Genomic DNA, 18,505 nt, shown 5'->3' with positions numbered 1-18,505 from the left:
AACTTACTAGCAACAATTAAACTTTTGCTAACAAATTAGTTGTCTACTTTAAGTTTTTGAAAGTACTCGTCATAAATGACGCTCGCTTCGCCAACTTCGTCTTGCCAAACACCATTATCCATCACTGATTGTGGCGGGAAAACGTTCTTATCTTCAGAAAATTCTTTCGGAAGAAGAGGGTAAGCTGTTTTAACTGGTGTTGGGTAACCGATCTCTAGAGCAATTTTCGCTGCGTTTTCAGGGCGAAGAAGGAAGTCGATCATCTTATGTGCCGCTTCAGTGTTCTTAGCACCTGCTGGAATCGCTAGGCTATCCATCCAGAAGATAGCACCTTTCTCTGGCCAGATAATGTCAATCGTTGCGCCTTCTTGACGTGCCATGTAAGCAGAGCCATTCCAAAGCATACCAAGAGACACTTCACCCGCTAGGTAAGGGTTTGCTGGGAAATCTGAGTTAAATACCAATACGTTTGGCATCAGCTTACGAAGTTCTTCGTACGCTTCTTTGATTTCTTCAGGATTAGTCGTGTTTGGAGAGTAACCCAGTTTAGACAGTGCGATATGGAAAACTTCACGAGAGTCATCCATCATCATCAGTTGACCTTCCCACTGTGTATCCCACAGATCGCCCCAGTTTTTAACTGAAGACTTGTCTAGCATATCTGAGTTGATACCAATACCCGTTGCGCCCCAGATGTATGGGATCGAGTAGTTGTTGTTTGGGTCAAATGGCTTATCTAAGTAATTTGGATCCAAATCTGCAAAGTGGCTTAGCTTAGTTTTATCAAGCTCTTGAAGCATGCCTTCTTTACGCATCTTAGAAACGAAGTAAGTAGAAGGAACGACCAAGTCGTAACCCGTACCTTGAGTTTTTAACTTAGCGTACATGCTTTCGTTAGACTCATAAGTTGAGTAATAGACTTTAATGCCAGTCTCTTCGGTGAAGTCTTCTAGTACTTCATTTGGAATATATTCAGACCAGTTGTAAAAATACAGTTCTTGGTCAGCTGCGAAAGAGGGTGTAGAAAGTAAAGTAGCAGCACACAATGCGCCGGTATACAGTGTTTTTTTCATTACTGTTCCGTTCATTTGTTTGATTTGGAGCTGGGTATTGAACCCAAAGTAAATGGATTTCTAAAAATCGCGCTAAATTATAGCAGTGATATAACAAAATAGGCAGCCTAAGCTGCCTATTCATTGATATTCTTATTTTTAATTTGTTGATTACCTAACTTGGCCTATTAAGTAAACCAGTTACTTATTAGCCTCTGTTGACCGGAGCAATTAGATAACAGACTCGCTTACTGACCGGCTTTAAGCTTCATGAAGTAATCTTCGTACTTCACTGTCTTATCGCCAACCGCAGCTTGCCATTCCACACGGTCAAGGTCTTCTTGAGATGGGAACAGCGCAGGGCTGTCTTTGAACTTCTCGTTAGACGCTTTGACAGCCGTTAGGTAGCCTGTGTCACGAGAGATTTGCTCTGCGATTTCTGGGCGAAGTAGGAAGTCGATCATCTTATGAGCTGCTTCTACATTTACTGCGCCAGAACTGATAGCGAAGTTATCAACCCAACCGATGCCGCCTTCTTTAGGGAAAACCAGTTTAATCGGCAGACCTTCATTTTGCGCTGCAGCAGCAGAACCGTTCCAAAGCATACCAAGACCCACTTCACCAGACATGTATGGCGCGCCAGGGTTATCTGAGTTAAACACAAGAACGTTTGGCATCAGCTTTTGTAGTTCAGCGTAAGCTTCGTCGATCTCTTTCTCGTTGGTTGTGTTACCTGAGTAACCTAGCTTACGCAGTGCGATGTGGAACACTTCACGCGTGTCGTCCATCATCATCAGCTGACCTTCAAGCTCTGGCTTCCATAGATCAGCCCAGCTTTGGAAATCTTCTGGATCGTACATGTCTGTGTTAACAGCTAGGCCAGTGATCGCCACTACGTGTGGAATAGAGTAGTCATTGTTCGGATCATATGGCTTATCTAGGTAGTTTGTATCTAGATTCGCAAAATTGTTCAGCTTGGTTTTGTCGATCTTTTGAAGCATGCCTTCGTCGCGCATTTTAGACACGAAGTAGGTTGAAGGAACCACAAGGTCGTAACCTTTATTGTACGTTTTCAATTTTGCGTACAAAGTTTCATTCGACTCGTAAGTCGAGTAAATCACTTTGATGCCAGTCTCATCCGTGAACTGTTCTAAGATCTCACTGTTGATGTAAGGTCCCCAGTTCATGAATACCAATTCTTTGTTATCTTTTGCAAACGATGGTGCAGATAACATTGAAAGCGCACATGCACTACCAGCTAATAGAGTAGCCCATTTTTTCATTGACGTTAGCTCCAAACTAAACGTTGCCCGAAGGCACTAGATAGAAAAACAGAATGGCAATTTACCATTCTGTTTATGAATAACACTTTTGTTAAACTTGAATCTTATCAAGTCTGTCTCAGTTAAGAGTAGGAGACTTACTTAATTTTCTCTCTCGCTAACAACTGAGAAATAATCACCAGTATTAACGACACCACTAACATCACTGTTGCTAGGGCATTGACCTCTGGAGATATACCGACTTTAACCATCGAGTAAATCTTCAGTGGTAATATTTCGTAGGTTGGCCCTGTAACAAAAGAGCTGATGATCACGTCGTCCAAAGACAGAGTGAAGCTCAATAACCAACCCGCAGCAACCGCTGGCTTAGCAAGAGGCAGGATGATCTGTTTTAGAATCGTCCATTCACTTGCACCTAAGTCTTTTGCGGCTTCTAGCATCTTCACATCAAAGCCATTCAAGCGGCTGTAAACCGTGACAACAACGAACGGTAAACAGAAAGTAATGTGCGCTGCAAGTAGGGTAAAGAACCCAAGTTGCACACCCATAACCAAGAATAGCGCAAGAAGCGAAATCGCCATTACGATATCTGGTGACATCATCACGATGAACAACATGCCATTGACTATACCTTTACCTTTAAATTGGTAACGGAATAAGGCTACTGCTGTCAGGCTGCCAACAATCGTTGCGGCAGTTGCTGAGAACACCGCGACGTTGATCGAGTGCCACGCAGCCTGCATTAGGCTATCGTTGTTAATCAGCGCGTCATACCACTTGGTGGTAAAGCCACCCCATTTCATACCAAACTTATTGGCATTAAAAGAGTTGGCAATTAATACGATAATAGGTAGGTATAGAAAAGCGTATACCAACGCCATAAAGCTGAACTTAACTGTGCGACCCATTAGTCTAGCTCCACTTTCTTATTCAATAACTTACCTGCACGGTAGTAGGCATAAAGCATCACAGCCATTGCCACGGTCAGTGCAATACTCGTCGCAGCGCCAAACGGCCAGTCCCGAGCATTGAGTACTTGGCTCTTAATCACGTTACCAATCAGCAGGTTCTTTGCTCCGCCTAATAGGTCAGAGATGTAGAACATACCTAATGCAGGTAATAACACCAATAAACAACCGCCGACAATACCTGGCATAGTCAGTGGTAACACGACTTTCAATAGCGTTTGCAGTTTGTTCGCACCTAAATCTTTAGCCGCTTCTAAATAAGTGTCGTCTAGCTTTTCGATTGCTGAGTACAACGGCAAAATCATGAACGGGAGTAGGATATACACTAAACCGATCATTACTGCCGTTTCTGAATACATAATACGAAGTGGCTTATCGATAATGTCTAACGCCAACAAGCCTTTGTTCAACACACCTTGAGTACCCAGAACCACTTTTAATCCGTAAGTACGAATCAGTGAGTTAGTCCAAAATGGCACAATCACTAAAAACAACATGATTGGACGCCATTTCGCAGGCATTTTTGCCACGATGTAGGCGAACGGGTAACCAATAATTAAACAAAGCAGGGTAGCAACGATTGCCATATAGAAAGAGTGCATCAGCACTTTAAAATACAGCGGATCAGCCAAACGCACATAGTTATCGAGAGTAAAAGTCATCTCAATCAAGTTAGCTTCATCACGAGTTAAGAAACTAGTACCGATGATCATGATGTTTGGAATCATCACGAACAGCACTAACCAACCTGTGATTAAAGCAACAATTGCGTTTTGTAAATTAAACTTCTTGCTCATCTTCTAATACCACTTCCCAGCTCTCAACCCAAGTTACTGCAACTTTTTGGCCCAGTGAGTGATCAACATCAGGGTCATCTTCGTTGAAGAATTCGCTAACCATGACACGCATACCCGATTCAAGTTCTACGACTGAATCTAATGTCATGCCTTTATAGGTTCGCTCGACAATGTGGCCAACAATACCGCGTTGCTCAGACTCTTTGATTTCTTCGATACGAAGATCTTCAGGGCGAAGCAATACTTGCAGTTTTTGACCCGGTGTTACGTCTTTATCGTGATAGATAATGGACTCTTCACCTTCGATTGTCGCAACAATGCGCTTTTCATCTTGACGAGATTTCGCTGTCGCTTCGAATACGTTAATTTCACCAATGAAACGCGCTACGAATAGGTTCTTAGGCTCTTCGTAGATCTCTCTTGGTGTTCCGTCTTGTTCAATCACGCCATCACGCATAACAATAATGCGGTCGGACATAGAGAGTGCTTCTTCTTGGTCATGCGTTACAAAAATGAACGTGATACCAAGTTGGCGTTGCAGTTGTTTGAGCTCGATTTGCATCTGCTTACGTAGTTTGTAATCCAGAGCAGATAGAGATTCATCCAACAAGAGAACTTTAGGCTTATTAACGACAGCACGAGCGATTGCGATACGTTGCTGTTGGCCGCCAGATAGCTGGTGTGGCTTTCGTTGTGCCATTTGCTCTAAGCGCACCATTTTCAAAGCATCCATTACACGAGGTTCAATCTCGCTGCTTGGAACTTTCTGCATGCGTAAGCCAAATGCCACATTATCGAAAACGGTCATATGCGGGAATAGGGCATAGCTTTGGAAAACAGTGTTTACATGCCTTTGTTCAGCAGGAACTTGGGTTACGTTCTGTCCAGCTAATAGTATTTCACCACTATCCGCTGTTTCAAAACCCGCAATCATTCTTAGCACGGTTGTTTTACCACAACCTGATGGGCCTAAAATCGTGAGAAACTCACCATGATTTACGTTTAAATCCAGATTGCCGATGACTTCCTTACCATCGAAACTTTTACTGATGCCAGTTAGCTGTACTACTGGCTTCCCTACTGATTTTTTAGCGTTCAACGTCTGTTTTTCTCCACCTTGGTTCTATTTGAGACCTGTTGCTATACACCTCTAAGGCGCGCATCATAATCACCAAAAACGTGAATTCAAAGCATTTTTTATCTTTCGAAGACAAAAAAATTCGCAGGTAAAAGTAAACATCCTTTACCATACTGTTATTTGTTGGGTTCACATCCTAACAAGTGTCTAATTATTAACCATTAAGACGTAAAAGCAAGCCTTGTTACAGATTCATATTTTAGTTTGCATCCGACATATGGGTATAATGAAGGTAATTTTTTATCAATAAGTTAGGTGCCTTCGTTTAGTTGGCGCACCTAGGTATCAATATGAACAACGACATCGAAAAAGATTTTAATTTGGGCGGTAGTATCGACCGTGCACTTTCCGGCGATTATGAGCTCAAAGCAACGGCTGTATTCCAAGAGGCTTGGAAACATACGATAAGTCACTTTCTTTCGTTTTCCCCTGCGATTGTTGCGCTGATGTTCGTACAATTGGCTATCTTTTATATCGCACTAAAACTGCAACTTGGTGACCCTGCAGTTATCTTAGATGCGGTAATCGACCCTGAGGCCTTTACACCCCAGATCGTTGAATCGATTTTCATTGCGAATTTTAGCTATGAAGTCGTCAGTGCACCTATCTATGCCGGCATCTGTTTAATGGCAATGAGCCATGCTGCAGGTCTTCAAACTAAAGTGCGCCACATAGGCAAAGGTTTACAGTTTACGATCCCCGTCATTCTAGTGACTTTGTTCAGCCTAATGCTTCAAGGCATCGCTGGTATGATTCTGCCATTTCTGTCTATCTACTTCTCACTTGCGTTCAGCAACTCAATTCTGCTGATTTGTGATAAAAAAGTTCCACCGATGCAATCGCTGTTACTTTCTCTAAGAGCAGTAAATAAGAAGATCTTCGTAGTCGCGTCTATATACCTAATGGTTATGCTGATGTTCATCGTTGCTGCGATGATGTACGGCATTGGCTTGATCTTCGTTCTTCCATTCTTCTTCCACGTGAAAGGTATCGTTTACCGTGAAATGTTTGGCATCAAGCTGAAGATAATTGCATCAGACCGCCCAATGAGCGATGACGATAGCGATGGCGGTAACAATAACGGCAACAACAGTAGCCATGGTAACAAGAACAAAAACCCGCAGGTCTTCGATGCGTAATAACGACAAAGGCAGCGTGAGTAAATCTCTTGCGCTCAAAGTAACAACACTAGCAATCGTGGGTTCTATTTCACTGATTGGCCCTTACCTTTACCAAGAAGAAGAACGCCGACGTACGACAGAACTGAGCTCTAATTCAGCAGAGCAATTTGATGACTTGACTGTTGCTTCAAGCGCACCAAATTTTGCGGCTATTAAGGATGTAAACGAGAAAAAAGACGCGTTTTTCTCGTTCCTACGACCAAGCATCAAGATTGAAAACAAACGTATCACCAAAGAACGTGCGTTTTTAACTAAGCTCTCTGAATCTGGTTTAAGTAATATTGATTCTGAAGACATTTCTTATGCGAAAAGGTTAGGGAAGTTGTACAGCTTACCGGTACCTAGCACAGGTATAGAACAGACATGGTTGGCGGAAATGCTTAACCGAGTCAACGTACTGCCAGAGGCGCTGGTACTGACACAGGCTGCTAATGAATCAGCTTGGGGGACATCACGTTTCGCCACCAAAGCAAACAACTATTTCGGACATTGGTGTTACAGCAAAGGTTGTGGCCTTGTTCCGCTACAACGTAACGAAGGCAGCTCGCATGAAGTGGCAACATTTTCTTCAAGCCAAGAATCCGTACACCGTTACTTCATGAACCTTAATCGTAACCGTGCCTATGCAGATTTAAGAGCCATTCGTGCGCAACTGGCAGCAAATGGTAATGATCTGTTAACCAAAGAAACGGCGACCGAATTGACCAATGGCTTGTTAAAATATTCTGAGCGAGGTTCAGACTATGTGACTGATTTACAAGCTATGATCCGTCACAACAAGGTATACTGGGAAAAGTAACTCATTTGGATATCCGTTTGATTGACTTCTTTAGTCAATTTGACACCAAGCAATATCGCAAAAGAGCAGCTCATTGGCTGCTCTTTCTATTTATAAACGCTCAACTTCAACAAGATTATAATAATGAAAAAGACAGCACTCGCTTTATTAGCCACTTTAAGTTTTGGGGTTTCTCTTCCAGCTTCGGCGCAAGAATACATGTTCACGTATTCTAAACTCTATACTCAGCTGAAAAACAACACCAAAGAAGGGCACGATGATGTCAAAGTTGCGGTGTTCTTTGTTGACCAACAAGCACAGAAAACCTGTCACATCAGCAAAGCGTGGATGGAGAAAGAAGAGCACTACGAAGAGCTAAAAGTGTCTCCTGCGAATGAGCTGCTTCTACCTGTAGATCAAAACCTGCGCTCAGCAAATCCTCTTATCTTTGTACAAACCCAAGAACAAGAGTGCGCGTATTCGCTCGTTGTCATGACACAGGAACCTTTAGCTGAAACTGTTGAAGTTACACAGCTAGAAAGCCTGTTACCGCAGATGCAAGCGATGCTAGAAGACGTAAGCGGCATGTTCTCTAGCTGGTTCACACCTAATATCCAAGGGTTAACGTTGGAGTTCAATGACAAGCTTGAAGGCAACATTGCTCTATCTAACGGTAAACAGATCCCAATTAAAGAAGGGCGTGCTAAATTCACCTTAGAAGAGCTGAATGGAAGTGACAGCATCACTTTACCAGAGCCCACGGTTCGCGTATTACCGTACATTCCCGCGCAATAAGTCTAGCTAGAAGCACTCCCTACGCTATGAGGAAGTAGTTCTTAAGCAGCCTGATCTTTTAGAGAAGGCTGCTTTTCTTTGTCTACTATGCAAACCTCGAATTTGTTAAGACGCGTTTATCTAACCGTTTAGAGAGCTTAAAGCACAAAAGAAGCGGAATCTTTCCAATACTCAGCTTGTTAATCCTGCCGTTACTATTTCAACATCAAATAAAAATCCGTATAATCCACGCCCTAAAACAGTCCCACTAGCAATCTACAGTCGGTAATACGACGGTGTGAGAGTCGCAATGAACCAAAACGAAAATAAAAAAGAAACACTTGAATTCAACAAGCTTCAGAAGCGTCTGAGACGAAATGTTGGAAATGCCATCGTTGACTACAACATGATCGAAGAGAATGACGTAGTAATGGCGTGCATTAGTGGCGGTAAAGATTCATTTGCGATGCTAGATATTTTGCTACGTTTACGGGAAGCAGCACCTATCAAATTCGATGTTGTTGCCGTAAACCTAGACCAAAAACAACCTGGCTTTCCTGAGCACATTCTTCCTGAGTACTTCGAAACTCTGAACATTCCTTACTACATCGTAGATAAAGATACTTACTCCGTAGTTAAAGAGAAAGTGCCAGAGGGTAAAACAACTTGTGGTCTATGTTCTCGTCTTCGTCGTGGTACTTTGTACTCGTTTGCAGAGAAAATAGGGGCGACTAAGATTGCTCTTGGCCACCACCTAGACGATATTGTTGAGACGATGTTCCTGAACATGTTCCACGGTGCACGCTTGAAAGCAATGCCGCCAAAATTGCGTTCTGATGATGGCCGTAACGTTGTTATTCGTCCACTGACTTATTGTCGTGAAACGGACTTAATCCAATACGCAGAGCACCTAGATTTCCCAATCATTCCTTGTAACCTGTGTGGCTCTCAAGAGAACCTACAGCGCCAGAATATTAAAGCGATGTTGATTGATTGGGATAAGAAAACGCCAGGTCGTGTTGAGAAGATCTTCAAGTCAATTCAGAACGTAAGTCCAAGCCAACTGGCTGACCGAGAACTGTTTGATTTCGTAAACCTTCCACTAGACCGTAGTGAAGATCGCAAGGCCTACGAATTCGAAGAAGCTGAAATTTCCTCATCAAATATCGATGAGTCAATGTTCATCGACGTGACTAACGTATAATACCAATCGTAGTAAATAACTGTTCATCCTAGCTGGTTAAAACACTCGATAACATCGTTAGAAATTTTGATTGTAGAATAACTACTTATCGAAAATTTCTGCCTTGTTCTCAAGCATTTTTCCTGCGCTATTTATTATCACTTACTTACTGTGATTGGTATAACGAGATATTCGCGATTCTGTATTTGGAATGGCGGAAGCTCTAGATAAATAAAAACGCCTCAAGCAGTGCTTGAGGCGTTTTTTTATGATTTTAAATCAGCTATAAGGTATTAACCTATAGACAAATTGGGATCAAGTGGACTGACGTAACCCGACGGTTTAAGAGCAAGTACGTCACAGTTAATCTTGTCGATTACATGTTCCGCAGTATTACCAATAAACACGGCAGATAATCCAGTACGGCCGGTTGTACCTAGAATCACCATAGCAGCGTTGTTTTCAGACGCGACACGAGGAATAACATCTTCTGGCAAGCCTTGCTCAACAACAGTTTGCTCTTCACTCATACCGTGTTTCTGGCGCAACGCTTTCATCGCTGTTAAGTGATGACCACGAACCGCGTCAGTATAAGAGGTTGGGTCAAACTCTGGCAGCTCGATTGTGATATTAGCAGGTGTCACCGGGTAGGCGTTTACCAATAGCGGCTCAGCATCTAAACGACCTGTGATTTCAAGTAACCTGTCGACCATCGTATCATTGAGCTCTAAGTGAGCTTCGGTTTCAGAGCCAACATGGACTGAAGCGTAAATCTTCGCGTGTTCTGGCCAGAAATCATTTTTAACCAATAGCACTGGGCTAGGGCATTTTCTCAATAAGTGCCAGTCGGTAGGAGTAAAGATGACAGATTCTAAGGTGTCGTGCTTACGCGTACCTTTGATTAGGATGTCATGCTCGCCACTGTAAACCTCTGCAATGATCGCTTCATACGGGCGGTTATGCCAAACCACTTGAACGTTAAATTCAATGGAATCATCAAGGTAAGGAGCCGCCACTTTATTCATCCAAATTTCACGCTGATGAATTACGCCTTTACGCATTGCGTCTCTTTCATCGACAGAGAGCATAGATGTCATGTCATACGAGAAATCGTAGATCGATAAAAAGAAAGTGATGTGGCTTGTTGATGTGCTTTTCTTGGCAAGTTGGATAGCACGAACTAGAGCAGGTTGCTCATCGTGATTAATGTCTGCGACAACTAAAATTTTGTTATAGATACTCATAACTAAGCCTACTTTTCAGACCGAACATATAAATAATGTAGCGTAGTTATGGAGAGAATAAGAGAAATATAAGAGGTTTTAAGAGAGAAACATGATGTAGCTCATTATTGAACTACATCATTGATATCTAGACTATTCTTTTGAAACGCCAGCAAGTTCCATCAACGCATCGTGATCTTCGATAGTGATATATTTGCCTTTAACGCTCAAGATGTCTGCTTTTTGGAAGCGACCTAAAAGACGGCTAATTGTTTCAACAGTCAAACCAAGGTAGTTACCAATATCGCCACGAGTCATCGTTAGGCGAAACTCACGTGGGCTGAAGCCACGTTGAGAGAAACGAGTAGAAAGGTTGTAAAGGAATGCAGCAAGACGCTCTTCCGCGTTCTTCTTAGAAAGAAGCAGAATCATTTCTTGGTCACCTTTAATCTCATTACTCATCAGACGCATAATTTGCTGACGCAATTTAGGCATTTTGCCTGATAGGTCGTCTAGAATTTCGTATGGAATTTCACAGACCATAGAAGTTTCTAACGCTTGTGCGAAACTAGGGTGCATGTCACCAGTAATCGCATCGAAGCCAACAAGATCGCCCGCTAGGTGGAATGCAGTAATTTGCTCATCACCTTGCTCGGTAATCGTGTAGCTCTTGATCGTTCCAGAGCGAATAGCGTATAGAGATTTAAGCTCGTCACCGGCTTTAAATAACTCTTGGCCTTTTTGAATAGGCTTTTTTCTCTCAATGATCTGATCAAGTTGATCGAGTTCAGATTCATTCAAAGTAAACGGAATACAGAGCTGGCTAATACTACAATCCTGGCAATGGATCGCACAGCCACCAGACTGAACACGTTTCGTCACAGGCTTTTCAGAAATCATAACAATCTTTCACTATTTGATATACGTCAATATTTTAGCATTCCTTAATCCTAAAGGGTAGTAAAAAAACCGGATTAAAGACGCTGCTATACGGTATAAATAATAAGCTGTAGCGCCATATAACCGGTATAGAAGCCGTAAATGAGGATTAAAATTGCACCAAACTGACGAAATAAGTCAGCTTGTTGCAGTTTTTTGAGGAAATTTGCCCCCATTCCAACCGTGAGCATCGCAGGGAGGGTTCCTAAACCGAAAGCAAGCATGATCCCCGCTCCGTTATACCAACTTCCTGATACGGCCGCCCATGTAAGCATAGAATAAACAAGGCCACATGGTAACCACCCCCAAATGAAACCAAATGGTAGAGCGTGACTAGGATGCTTCAATGGTAGAAATGATTTACCGACAGGAGAGATATAGCGCCATAGTTTTTGTCCGACTTTTTCAAAAAACAACAAGCCGAACCACCATTTGCCAATATACAAACCTAAGACGATCATAAAGCCAGCAGCAAATAATCGAAGCCAACCTAGCAGAGCGTTAAAATCGCTTAGCTGACCTATAGAAGAAATTGCACCGCCAATCACACCGCCAATCACGGCATAGCTTAGCAAGCGTCCTAGGTTATAAAGCAGGGGAATGACAGGGGAAGGTTTACTGTTTCCAATTGAAAGAAGCGACGCAATGCCACCACACATTCCCATGCAGTGACCTGCGCCGATCAACCCAACAACAAAGGCTCCGATCCAATCAGGCGTCATCGTTCTTTTTGTCTAAGTTAGTTTGGCTTTCTACGTTAGCTTTCTCGTTCTTAACAGGTTTACTATCAGAATGGTGAAGAGCATTAGTGTCTTCATCAAACAGGATGTTGTGGCCTTGACGCTCAAGGTCTTCAAACTGCTCACTCTTAACTGCCCACAGAAAGATACCGACAGCGATGCACACTAGTACGATCGCAATTGGAATAAGTATGTATAAACTTTCCATTATTTACCTTGCTCTTTTAAAAGCCTTAACGAGTTAGACACAACAATAATAGAGCTAGCAGACATGCCAACAACGGCAATGTATGGAGCAACCAAACCTGCGACAGCCAATGGAAGAATAAGTAAGTTATACCCCAACGACCACGCTAAGTTTTCACGGATTATCTTACGCGTTTTAAGCGCTAATGTTCGTGATTTAAGTAATCTATCGAGTTTGTCACCCAATAACACCATATCCGCAGAGGCTTTCGCCACGTCGGTACCGCCGCCCATAGCAACCGAAAGGTGTGCACCTGCAAGAATAGGCGCATCGTTAATACCGTCACCAACCATCATGGTGATGTCACTAGCGTCTCTAGAGTTTAAATAAGCCAGTTTATCTTCCGGCTTCGCGTTAGCAACAATGTCAGTAATGCCGATCTCTTCAGCAACAGGTTTCGCGTTAATCAAAGAATCGCCAGTCAGCAGCGTGGTTTTGATTCCCGCTTCTTTGAACTTTTTAATAAACTCGATACTTTCTTTACGAATTGGATCTTCATAAGTGAATGTTGCAATATGTCGACCAGACATCGACAAGTAAATACCATTGCTTTCCGATGTTTGTGCATCACCAAGAATGAATTCACAGCTGCCGATAGCGACTTCTTGTCCATTCCACTCACCAGTGATACCAGAGCCAATTACGTTATTGACAGACTCTACTTCGATATCATCAGAAAGATGAGTCTTGAACGCTTTCGCGATAGGGTGGTTAGCATGTTGCTCTAGGCTCGCCGCTACTTTCAAACAGGTGTCTTTATCAAGTTCTGCGAAGGTTTCAACTTGGCTGATACGAATATCACCCTCGGTCAACGTGCCTGTTTTATCTATGATCAAGTGATTCACTTTGCACAAAGTTTCAAACACATGGCCTTTGCGCAGCAAGATACCGAAATTACCCATACGAGAAGTTGAGCAGGTGATGGCTGTCGGTGTTGCAAGCGATAGAGCACAAGGACATGTCGCAACAAGTACCGAGAGCATAATCCAGAAAGCATCTTCTGGACGTGTTTGGTGCCAGTAAAACCAAGTGCCGAACGAGATAACCAGAATCACAGCAACAAAGTATCGAGCAACCACATCGGCAATCTCTGCGATGCGAGGCTTAGACAGTTGCGCTTCATCCTGAAGGCGAACGATATTGGAAATCACGGAATCCGCTTTAGACGTCATCACTTCCAATTCAAACGATTCATCACCATTCAATGTACCAGCAAAGACGGTATCGCCTTCATTCTTAACCACATGAATCGATTCGCCAGTCAGCATCGATTCATCAATATGAACTCTACCAGACAGTACTTTACCATCCGCAGGGATATGCTCACCGGGTAGAACCCGAATCTGGTCGCCGACTTTCAATGTTTTAACTGGAACTTGTTCACCATCTAATGTTGTCGCCATAGCTGGAACCAGCTTAAGCAGGTTACCACTCGCGGCGGCTGCTTTACGACGAGCGCGCATTTCAAGGAAACGCCCCAGTAATAGGAAGAAGGTGAACATCGAGATAGATTCAAAGAACACTTCGCCTTTTTCGGTTACCGTCGCCACCAAACTAGCAACGTAGGCAAACAACAGAGCGATCGACACGGGTACATCCATGCCCAATGTTCGGCCTTTGATACTACGCCAAGCGTTAATATAGAAAGGTAATGCAGAGTAGAGAAGAACTGGTGTTGCAAAGATTAAGCTCACCCAACGAAAGTAGCTTTTGAATTCCGGCTCTAGGCTGCCAAAAACTTCGAGATAAAGCGCCACGGCTAGCATCATAACTTGCATGGTCGCTAAACCCGCGACACCAAGACGATAAAGGTAATTTTTCATCGAACGATGATAAGCGGCTTCTTGTTGGTCAGCCTCGAATGGTGCGGCTTTGTAGCCCAACCTATGAATCGCGGATAGCAACTCGCTCAGTTTGGCCTGAGTGTTGTCCCAGCTAAGCAGGGCACGGTTAGTCGTGGTATTAACACGAATACTCACAACGCCAAGCTTTGAAGAAACTTGCTTCTCAATAAGCCAAGCACAAGCCGCACAAGAGACACCATCTAGTGACAATGTCACCTCGGAGGTGTTTTCGGAGTTACGGACGAACTCCAATTGAACATCTTCATTGTCGTAATGACTCAGTGCCAGAAGCTGCTCTGGCACCAGATCGGCTTTTTCAGCAGGAGCAGTACGGTATTGGTAATAAGAAACCAAACCACTATCTATGATTGTCTGGGCTACGGTTTCGCAACCCGGACAACACATCGGTCGAACCGACCCTAAGATTTCTACTTTAAAATCCGTTTCCGCTGGTACATCTTCACCGCAGTGATAACAGGATTCACACATAAGCTTTAATTCGTTAGTTGAGTAGGAGTATCAATAGGGAAGTTCATGCGACCTTGCACTAACCATTCAGAATCATGCGGAGAAAGCTCAATAAACCAAGGTCCTTGCATTTCGTGATCCAAAGTCATGGTGTAGTTGCCTTTCGCATCCGCTGTCAGTAGTTGAGTAAAATCGCGGTCAGGCAGTGTTCTGTGAACAAACATTGCGTTAATCGCAGGGAAGTGATCGAGTTTACCTTTCTCAAGAGTAATGATAACGGAGTTACCTTTCTCGTTAACTGAAGCTGAAAGGCCGAGTTCCTTTGCAATATTTACTTTTGAAATATCGACATTAATGCCTTTTCCTTTTTTATAGTAATCCTCAGTCACTAGGTCTACAGAGTTCTGTGTGAACACAATAACCGTCATGATGGTCCAAATAACTACTGTCGCTGGCAACGCGATTAAGAACCACGGCCAAAACTGTTTATACCAAGGCTTTACCATAAAAAAGATCTCAAAAAAGAATAAAAAGAAGGGGTTATAAAATAAAGGAAAGACAGCCTCTTAGAAAGAGGCTGTTATTGAAATGTTACTTATTATCCGAGTTGCTTAAGCTCCACACGTATGATGAAATCAGTTGTACTTTATCCTCGCCTAGAATGTCTTTCCAAGCAGGCATCACGCCAGAGCGTCCGTACATTACTGTTTCCGTCACAGCAGCGCGAGAGTCGCCAAACAACCAGTCGCGGTCGGTCAGGTCAGGTGCACCTACAGCAGGGTTACCCTTACCATCTGTACCGTGACATGCCGCACATACAACAAAGCGTGCTTTACCAGCTTCAGCTTCACGAGCATTCACACTACGTCCAGAAAGGCTAAGCGTGTAGCTAACCACCTCTTTAACGCCTTGCTCGCCAAGTGCATCTTTCCAGCCTGGCATTTGGCCAACACGACCATGCATGATTGTTGTCACGATAGCTTGTGGTTCACCACCATATAGCCATGCGTCATCAGTTAGGTTAGGAAAACCTTTTTGACCACGAGCATCAGAGCCGTGACACTGAGAACAGTTTTGCAAGAATAAACGTTGGCCCACTTTAATTGCGTCAGCATCTGATGCAATGTCAGGGACAGAACGTAAACCATTTTCGTCGTGAGCTAGCTTTTTGAATGCTTCACCAAAATAGGTGTTGGCGTCATCAAGCTCTTTCGCGTACTCGTCTAACTGCTTGTTCGCTTGAGCCGCAGCAATCGAAGAGCGAGACTCTTCAATACTACGAACTTCTTGGTTTGAACTTGTCCAACCTAGTAGACCTTTAAAATTGCCAAGGCCAGGGTAAAGAGCAAGGTAAACTGCTGCAAACACAATCGTACTGATGAAAAGGTATGTCCACCATTTTGGTAGTGGGTTATTAAGCTCACGAATACCATCGTATTCATGGCCCATATCATGACCTTCTTCTACGCCAGTTCTATCTTTAAAACACCAACGAAGCAAGACAGCACAACCAATTAGGGTACCAATCGTAATCGCACTAACCCAGATACTCCAGAATGTACTCATTACTTTGTCACTCCTTGATTTTTAGAACTTGTTGCCGGCTCGTCGTCTGCAAACACTAGGTTCGCATCTTCGTCGAAACGTGATTTACGATTCTTGCCGTATGCCCACCAAACGATGCCGATGAAGCAAGCAAAAACAGTAACAGTCCAAACACTTTGAAATGTAATAATGTCCATAATTATTCCTTATTTCATTGCGTGGCCAAGCGATTGAAGGTAAGCGATGATTGCATCCATCTCTGTTTTTCCTTCAACATCTTGTTTAGCGTTAGCAATTTGTTCGTCTGTGTAAGGAACACCAAATTGATTACGGAAGAGTTCAAGCTTCTGTTGAGTCAATTTGCCATCAAGTACATTCTCAGCAAGCCATGGGAAACCAGGCATGTTTGATTCAGGAACAAGTTCACGAGGGTCGATAAGGTGAACACGGTGCCACTCATCAGAGTAACGATCACCAACACGCGCTAGATCTGGACCAGTACGCTTAGAACCCCATAGGAATGGGTGTTCCCAAACGCTTTCGCCCGCTACAGAGTAGTGACCGTAACGTTCAGTTTCAGAGCGGAAAGGGCGAATCATTTGGCTGTGACATACGTTACAACCTTCGCGGATATAAATATCACGACCTTCCATTTCCAGAGCAGAGTAAACACGTAGGTTTTCTACAGGTTCAGTCGTCTGCTTTTGGAAAATAAGAGGGGTAATTTCTACTAAAGCACCAAAACTGATAGCAATAACGATCAAGATCGCCAGTAGGCCAACGTTCTTCTCTACCAACTCATGGCGATTATTTGAATTTGAGCTCATTCTAAATCTCCTTAAGCCGGTTGAGGGATAGCTTTAAGGCTATCTTTAGGTGCAGAAACAGTTTTGTACGTGTTGTATGCCATTAAGAACATACCAGATAGGAAGATGAAGCCCCCTAAGAAACGTACAAAGTAGAACGGGTAAGATGCTTCAACAGATTCAACGAAGCTGTAAGTTAATGTACCGTCAGAGTTAACTGCACGCCACATCAGACCTTGCATCACACCAGAGATCCACATTGCAACAATGTAGAAAACCGTACCAATCGTTGCTAACCAGAAGTGAACATTGATTAGAGATACAGAGTACATACGCTCTTGACCAAATAGTTTAGGAACTAAGTGGTAAACCGAACCGATAGAAACCATCGCTACCCAACCTAGCGCACCAGAGTGAACGTGACCGATAGTCCAGTCCGTGTAGTGAGATAGTGCGTTAACCGTTTTGATTGCCATCATTGGGCCTTCGAAAGTCGACATGCCGTAGAATGATAGAGAAACGATTAGGAAACGTAGGATAGGGTCGTAGCGTAGCTTATGCCACGCACCAGATAGAGTCATAATACCGTTGATCATGCCACCCCAAGATGGAGCAAACAGAACCAAAGACATAACCATACCTAGAGACTGAGTCCAGTCTGGAAGTGCTGTGTAGTGTAGGTGGTGAGGACCAGCCCAAATATACAGAGACACAAGAGCCCAGAAGTGAACAATCGACAAACGGTAAGAGTAAACAGGGCGACCAGCTTGTTTAGGAACGAAGTAATACATCATACCTAGGAAACCAGCTGTCAATAGGAAGCCTACCGCATTGTGTCCGTACCACCATTGCACCATTGCATCGATCGCTCCGGAATAAATCGAGTACGATTTAAACGCAGATACAGGAACAGCCAGGCTGTTAACGATGTGCAACACGGCAACCGTGATGATGAAGGCTCCGAAGAACCAGTTAGCTACATAAATGTGCGATGTCTTACGCTTAATCATGGTTCCGAAGAACACGACCGCATAAGCTACCCACACAAGAGTAATAGCAATATCGATTGGCCATTCAAGTTCTGCGTATTCTTTACCAGAGGTTAAACCTAACGGTAAAGTAATTGCAGCGGACAGGATAATCGCTTGCCAACCCCAAAAGGTAAAGGCTACGAGAGGGCCACCAAAGAGACGCGTCTGACAGGTACGTTGCACAACATAATATGATGTTGCAAACAGCGCACTTGTACCGAACGCAAAAATAACCGCATTAGTATGCAGGGGACGTAAACGACTGTACGTCAGCCACGGCGTATCAAAGTTTAGCTGTGGCCAAACTAATTGAGCGGCAATCAAAACACCAACGCCCATACCGACAATACCCCACAAAATTGTAACGAGGGTAAATTGACGGACGACCGTATAGTTGTAGTTTTGTTCAAGCTGCTTTTCTTGGCTCATTTGCATGCTTCCAATTTCTTATTTACTACACTTTACTTCCAACACGACTCACGTCGTAATGCCACCCAAATTAGAAAAG

At 43.4% G+C, this 18,505-nt stretch carries 19 protein-coding genes; 4 read left to right on the top strand and 15 right to left on the bottom strand.

The window, feature by feature from the left end; genetic code table 11:
- Nucleotides 1-35: 35 nt before the first annotated feature.
- The 5 genes from OCV30_RS07395 to potA all read right to left on the bottom strand — a co-directional run bounded on the left by OCV30_RS07395 (nt 36) and on the right by potA (nt 5,199).
- Entirely contained in the window at nt 36-1,073 is a 1,038-nt protein-coding gene (locus OCV30_RS07395) for an extracellular solute-binding protein (protein ID WP_029222954.1), read from the bottom strand.
- Between the two features lie 227 nt (nt 1,074-1,300).
- Nucleotides 1,301-2,335 carry an extracellular solute-binding protein gene (locus OCV30_RS07390; RefSeq protein ID WP_065680373.1) on the bottom strand — a complete coding sequence of 345 codons (1,035 nt, stop codon included), beginning with the start codon at nt 2,333-2,335 and terminating at the stop codon, nt 1,301-1,303.
- 137 nt (nt 2,336-2,472) lie between these two features.
- Nucleotides 2,473-3,243 (bottom strand): spermidine/putrescine ABC transporter permease PotC, encoded by a 771-nt coding sequence (gene potC / locus OCV30_RS07385; RefSeq protein ID WP_004733706.1) that lies wholly within the window; start codon nt 3,241-3,243, stop codon nt 2,473-2,475.
- Nucleotides 3,243-4,100, bottom strand: coding sequence for a spermidine/putrescine ABC transporter permease PotB (gene potB, locus OCV30_RS07380; protein ID WP_012603924.1), 858 nt, complete (start codon nt 4,098-4,100; stop codon nt 3,243-3,245). Before potB ends, potC begins: the two co-directional genes overlap by 1 nt.
- Complete coding sequence (potA, locus tag OCV30_RS07375) at nt 4,084-5,199, bottom strand: spermidine/putrescine ABC transporter ATP-binding protein PotA (RefSeq protein ID WP_009846720.1); 1,116 nt, start codon at nt 5,197-5,199, stop codon at nt 4,084-4,086. Before potA ends, potB begins: the two co-directional genes overlap by 17 nt.
- A gap of 329 nt (nt 5,200-5,528) precedes the next feature.
- Between potA and OCV30_RS07370 the strand changes: the two genes are divergently transcribed.
- From OCV30_RS07370 to ttcA, 4 genes are all read left to right on the top strand, one after another.
- Entirely contained in the window at nt 5,529-6,377 is an 849-nt protein-coding gene (locus tag OCV30_RS07370; RefSeq protein ID WP_009846719.1) for a DUF2189 domain-containing protein, read from the top strand.
- Nucleotides 6,370-7,218 carry a glucosaminidase domain-containing protein gene (locus OCV30_RS07365; protein WP_065680372.1) on the top strand — a complete coding sequence of 283 codons (849 nt, stop codon included), beginning with the start codon at nt 6,370-6,372 and terminating at the stop codon, nt 7,216-7,218. Before OCV30_RS07370 ends, OCV30_RS07365 begins: the two co-directional genes overlap by 8 nt.
- 123 nt (nt 7,219-7,341) lie before the next feature.
- Nucleotides 7,342-7,992: a DUF2987 domain-containing protein gene (locus tag OCV30_RS07360; protein ID WP_065680371.1), complete on the top strand. Its 651-nt coding sequence runs from the start codon at nt 7,342-7,344 to the stop codon at nt 7,990-7,992.
- A gap of 289 nt (nt 7,993-8,281) precedes the next feature.
- Nucleotides 8,282-9,175 (top strand): tRNA 2-thiocytidine(32) synthetase TtcA, encoded by an 894-nt coding sequence (ttcA, locus tag OCV30_RS07355; RefSeq protein ID WP_009846716.1) that lies wholly within the window; start codon nt 8,282-8,284, stop codon nt 9,173-9,175.
- 272 nt (nt 9,176-9,447) lie between these two features.
- Here ttcA and uspE read toward each other — a convergent pair whose 3' ends face one another.
- From uspE to ccoN, 10 genes are all read right to left on the bottom strand, one after another.
- The gene (gene uspE / locus OCV30_RS07350; protein WP_017097864.1) at nt 9,448-10,398 is read right to left on the bottom strand and encodes a universal stress protein UspE; all 951 of its coding nucleotides are present in this window, start codon (nt 10,396-10,398) and stop codon (nt 9,448-9,450) included.
- A 132-nt stretch (nt 10,399-10,530) separates the two neighbouring features.
- Nucleotides 10,531-11,277 carry an FNR family transcription factor gene (locus OCV30_RS07345; RefSeq protein ID WP_009846714.1) on the bottom strand — a complete coding sequence of 249 codons (747 nt, stop codon included), beginning with the start codon at nt 11,275-11,277 and terminating at the stop codon, nt 10,531-10,533.
- A gap of 86 nt (nt 11,278-11,363) precedes the next feature.
- Nucleotides 11,364-12,038, bottom strand: coding sequence for a sulfite exporter TauE/SafE family protein (locus OCV30_RS07340; RefSeq protein WP_009846713.1), 675 nt, complete (start codon nt 12,036-12,038; stop codon nt 11,364-11,366).
- Nucleotides 12,028-12,264: a cbb3-type cytochrome oxidase assembly protein CcoS gene (gene ccoS / locus OCV30_RS07335; RefSeq protein WP_009846712.1), complete on the bottom strand. Its 237-nt coding sequence runs from the start codon at nt 12,262-12,264 to the stop codon at nt 12,028-12,030. Before ccoS ends, OCV30_RS07340 begins: the two co-directional genes overlap by 11 nt.
- Nucleotides 12,264-14,636 (bottom strand): heavy metal translocating P-type ATPase, encoded by a 2,373-nt coding sequence (locus OCV30_RS07330; RefSeq protein WP_065680370.1) that lies wholly within the window; start codon nt 14,634-14,636, stop codon nt 12,264-12,266. Before OCV30_RS07330 ends, ccoS begins: the two co-directional genes overlap by 1 nt.
- 5 nt (nt 14,637-14,641) lie before the next feature.
- A complete protein-coding gene (locus OCV30_RS07325) occupies nt 14,642-15,121 on the bottom strand; it encodes a FixH family protein (protein ID WP_009846710.1) in 480 nt (159 codons plus the stop codon).
- 85 nt (nt 15,122-15,206) lie between these two features.
- Nucleotides 15,207-16,181, bottom strand: coding sequence for a cytochrome-c oxidase, cbb3-type subunit III (ccoP, locus tag OCV30_RS07320; RefSeq protein ID WP_009846709.1), 975 nt, complete (start codon nt 16,179-16,181; stop codon nt 15,207-15,209).
- Nucleotides 16,181-16,357 carry a CcoQ/FixQ family Cbb3-type cytochrome c oxidase assembly chaperone gene (locus OCV30_RS07315; protein WP_009846708.1) on the bottom strand — a complete coding sequence of 59 codons (177 nt, stop codon included), beginning with the start codon at nt 16,355-16,357 and terminating at the stop codon, nt 16,181-16,183. Before OCV30_RS07315 ends, ccoP begins: the two co-directional genes overlap by 1 nt.
- A 9-nt stretch (nt 16,358-16,366) precedes the next feature.
- Nucleotides 16,367-16,987 carry a cytochrome-c oxidase, cbb3-type subunit II gene (gene ccoO / locus OCV30_RS07310; protein WP_004742292.1) on the bottom strand — a complete coding sequence of 207 codons (621 nt, stop codon included), beginning with the start codon at nt 16,985-16,987 and terminating at the stop codon, nt 16,367-16,369.
- Nucleotides 16,988-16,998: 11 nt separating this feature from the next.
- A complete protein-coding gene (gene ccoN, locus OCV30_RS07305; RefSeq protein ID WP_009846707.1) occupies nt 16,999-18,432 on the bottom strand; it encodes a cytochrome-c oxidase, cbb3-type subunit I in 1,434 nt (477 codons plus the stop codon).
- Between the last annotated feature and the right edge of the window lie 73 nt (nt 18,433-18,505).

Source organism: Vibrio atlanticus (assembly GCF_024347315.1).
GTDB classification, from domain to species: domain Bacteria; phylum Pseudomonadota; class Gammaproteobacteria; order Enterobacterales; family Vibrionaceae; genus Vibrio; species Vibrio atlanticus.
Note: the sequence above shows the minus strand (reverse complement) of the source record. Positions and strands in the feature narration are given on the sequence as shown.

Bases quoted from the DNA above. Each gene is read 5' to 3' on its own strand.
- OCV30_RS07365 (WP_065680372.1), top strand. From the start codon at position 6,370: ATGCGTAATAACGACAAAGGCAGCGTGAGTAAATCTCTTGCGCTCAAA.
- OCV30_RS07390 (WP_065680373.1), bottom strand. From the start codon at position 2,335: ATGAAAAAATGGGCTACTCTATTAGCTGGTAGTGCATGTGCGCTTTCA.
- ccoS (WP_009846712.1), bottom strand. From the start codon at position 12,264: ATGGAAAGTTTATACATACTTATTCCAATTGCGATCGTACTAGTGTGC.
- OCV30_RS07360 (WP_065680371.1), top strand. From the start codon at position 7,342: ATGAAAAAGACAGCACTCGCTTTATTAGCCACTTTAAGTTTTGGGGTT.
- OCV30_RS07340 (WP_009846713.1), bottom strand. From the start codon at position 12,038: ATGACGCCTGATTGGATCGGAGCCTTTGTTGTTGGGTTGATCGGCGCA.
- ccoP (WP_009846709.1), bottom strand. From the start codon at position 16,181: ATGAGTACATTCTGGAGTATCTGGGTTAGTGCGATTACGATTGGTACC.
- potC (WP_004733706.1), bottom strand. From the start codon at position 3,243: ATGGGTCGCACAGTTAAGTTCAGCTTTATGGCGTTGGTATACGCTTTT.
- potB (WP_012603924.1), bottom strand. From the start codon at position 4,100: ATGAGCAAGAAGTTTAATTTACAAAACGCAATTGTTGCTTTAATCACA.
- OCV30_RS07315 (WP_009846708.1), bottom strand. From the start codon at position 16,357: ATGGACATTATTACATTTCAAAGTGTTTGGACTGTTACTGTTTTTGCT.
- OCV30_RS07325 (WP_009846710.1), bottom strand. From the start codon at position 15,121: ATGGTAAAGCCTTGGTATAAACAGTTTTGGCCGTGGTTCTTAATCGCG.
- OCV30_RS07395 (WP_029222954.1), bottom strand. From the start codon at position 1,073: ATGAAAAAAACACTGTATACCGGCGCATTGTGTGCTGCTACTTTACTT.
- uspE (WP_017097864.1), bottom strand. From the start codon at position 10,398: ATGAGTATCTATAACAAAATTTTAGTTGTCGCAGACATTAATCACGAT.
- ccoO (WP_004742292.1), bottom strand. From the start codon at position 16,987: ATGAGCTCAAATTCAAATAATCGCCATGAGTTGGTAGAGAAGAACGTT.
- ttcA (WP_009846716.1), top strand. From the start codon at position 8,282: ATGAACCAAAACGAAAATAAAAAAGAAACACTTGAATTCAACAAGCTT.
- OCV30_RS07330 (WP_065680370.1), bottom strand. From the start codon at position 14,636: ATGTGTGAATCCTGTTATCACTGCGGTGAAGATGTACCAGCGGAAACG.
- ccoN (WP_009846707.1), bottom strand. From the start codon at position 18,432: ATGCAAATGAGCCAAGAAAAGCAGCTTGAACAAAACTACAACTATACG.
- OCV30_RS07370 (WP_009846719.1), top strand. From the start codon at position 5,529: ATGAACAACGACATCGAAAAAGATTTTAATTTGGGCGGTAGTATCGAC.
- OCV30_RS07345 (WP_009846714.1), bottom strand. From the start codon at position 11,277: ATGATTTCTGAAAAGCCTGTGACGAAACGTGTTCAGTCTGGTGGCTGT.